This window comes from Devosia sp. (assembly GCF_036676215.1).
Lineage (GTDB): Bacteria > Pseudomonadota > Alphaproteobacteria > Rhizobiales > Devosiaceae > Devosia.
In genome coordinates, this window is record NZ_JAKFDJ010000030.1 from 1 (window position 1) to 2,359 (window position 2,359).

Sequence of the window (2,359 nt, forward strand, 5' to 3'; positions counted from 1 at the left end):
GTAGTTGCTGGTGCCGTCGCGGCTGACCAGGCGCTTGACCGAGATTTCGTTGAAGGCGGCGAATTCGCCGGCGATGGTGTGGTCGCTGTTGTCGAAGATCAGCTCGACCGTGGCCTGCGACACGGGTTTGCGCGCGGCCGAACCGGAGAAGATCACGTCGGTGAGCGAGTCGCCGCGCAAGCGGCTGGCCGAGCTTTCGCCCATCACCCAGCGCACGGCGTCGATGATGTTGGATTTGCCGCAACCGTTCGGCCCGACCACACCGGTCATGTTGGTGGGCAGATGCAAAGTGGTCGGGTCGACGAAGGATTTGAAACCGGACAGCTTGATGGTGGAAAGGCGCATGCGGCGGTTGCTTCCGGGCCTCGCGGCCGGATCGGCCGGCGCGCTGCCACATTTGGTAATCGGGATTATGTTTCGACGCCAACCTATTGATTTAATTGGCGAAGGTGGTCTGCGAACAAAGCACCAACCAGGGAGTATAACGGGCCGCAGGGCGGGAGCGCCTCCCACCACAAGCATTCCCTTGTAGAGCCGAGCTTGCTCGGCTGCTCTCGATTCTGCGCGAAGAGCAGCCGAGCAAGCTCGGCTCTACAAGGCACGGGGCAAAAGCGCGCCGAACCGGGCTGCTTCTGGCGCCCGCTATGCCGGCCCGATGCGGGTTCCGCTGTCCGGGTCGAAGTAATGCATGCGTTCCGACACGTAGCCCAGATGGACCCGGCTACCGACCGCCGGCAGATCGTAGGGCGGCAGTCGGATCACCAGATCGCAGCCGCCGCAGCCAAGATTGAGGAAGGCTTCGTTGCCCACCGGCTCTACCACTTCCACCTTCGCCGGCAAGCGATCCGCCCCTGGCGGCCCCAGGTGCATGTCTTCAGGCCGCAGTCCTATCGTCAGTTGCTTGCCGACATAGCTCTGCAAGACCGCTGCCATGGGCGACTGCGGCTGCAACAGCAGCTCGACGCCGTCGGCGACGCGCAGACGCAGACCCTCGTCGCGCTGCTGCAGTTCGCCCCATAGCAGGTTCATTTTCGGGCTGCCGATGAAAGTGGCCACGAACAGGTTGGCCGGTTTCAGATACAACGCCATTGGCGTATCGATCTGCTGCACCTCGCCGTCCTTCATCACCACGATGCGCTGCCCCAAGGTCATCGCCTCGACCTGGTCGTGGGTGACGTAGATCATGGTGGTGCCCAACTGCCGATGCAGGCGGGCGATCTCGGCGCGTACCGAATGGCGCAGCTTGGCGTCCAGGTTGGAGAGAGGCTCGTCCAGCAGGAACACAGAAGGTTCGCGCACCAGCGCCCGGCCCAGAGCCACGCGCTGGCGCTGGCCGCCCGACATCTGGCCAGGCAGCTTGTCCATCATCGGCGTAAGCCCCAGGGTCTCGGCCGCAGCGGCAACCCGCTTCTCGATAGTGGCCTTGTCGTGCTTGCGCAGCTTCAGGCCGAAGGCGAGGTTTTCGGCCACGGTCATGTGCGGGTAAAGCGCATAGCTCTGGAAGACCATGGCGATATCCCGATCCTTCGGCGCCACTTCATTGACCACGCGCTCGCCGATGGAAAGCGTGCCGGCAGTGATGTCCTCCAGTCCGGCGATCATCCGCAGCAAGGTGGATTTGCCGCAACCAGACGGCCCGACCAGCACCATGAGTTCGCCGTCGGCGACTTCGAAACTGGCGCCGTGCACCGCCACCTGGCCGTTGTCGTATATCTTGCGGACGCTATCTAGTTGAACGCTGGCCATCATCTCTCCGGCGATGAAGTACTGACTGTCGCCGGCCCTCCCGGTGACTGCTGGTATGCAACCGTTCGCCATGTGCGGCAATCGGGATGCAGTTGGCTTTATTTCTATTTCTGCCCTTTGAGCGGTTCCGCTGACCGAAGGCTTGCGGTATTCTGCCATGTAACCGTTTTCACAACGCAATATCCCTAATCCTGTTGAACCATCCACCGACACCGCCGGAGGGGCCATGTCGAATATTTACCAGTTCCCGGATGATTTCGTCTGGGGCAGCGCCACTGCCGCCTACCAGATCGAAGGCTCTCCGCTCGCCGATGGCGCCGGCCCCAGCATCTGGCAGCGTTTCGCCCATACGCCGGGCCGCATGCTCAACAACGACACCGGCGACGTAGCCTGCGACCACTACAACCGTTGGCGCGAAGACATCGCGATCATGAAAGAGCTGGGCATGCAGGCCTACCGCTTCAGCATTTCCTGGAGCAGGGTGCTGCCCGAGGGCAAGGGCCGGGTGAACCAGAAAGGCGTGGACTTCTACGAACGCCTGGTCGACACCCTGCTGGAGAACGACATCCAGCCCGTCGCCACCCTCTTCCACTGGGACCTGCCCGCCGCGCTG

At 62.8% G+C, this 2,359-nt stretch carries 3 protein-coding genes; 1 reads left to right on the forward strand and 2 read right to left on the reverse strand.

Annotated features, from left to right (window positions below; genetic code table 11):
- Both V6M52_RS02140 and V6M52_RS02145 read right to left on the reverse strand, forming a co-directional pair.
- Positions 1-345: AAA family ATPase (locus V6M52_RS02140; RefSeq protein ID WP_332698955.1), on the reverse strand; the 345-nt coding region annotated here is incomplete at its 3' end.
- A gap of 297 nt (positions 346-642) precedes the next feature.
- Positions 643-1,746, reverse strand: a complete 1,104-nt coding sequence (locus V6M52_RS02145; protein ID WP_332698961.1) for an ABC transporter ATP-binding protein — start codon at positions 1,744-1,746, stop codon at positions 643-645.
- A gap of 226 nt (positions 1,747-1,972) precedes the next feature.
- Here V6M52_RS02145 and V6M52_RS02150 point away from each other — a divergent pair.
- A partial coding sequence (locus V6M52_RS02150) for a glycoside hydrolase family 1 protein (protein ID WP_332698958.1) occupies positions 1,973-2,359 on the forward strand: 387 nt, incomplete at its 3' end.

What these genes read in the sequence shown, in the direction of transcription:
- V6M52_RS02145 (WP_332698961.1), bottom strand. Translation starts at nt 1,746, where the DNA reads ATGGCCAGCGTTCAACTAGATAGCGTCCGCAAGATATACGACAACGGC.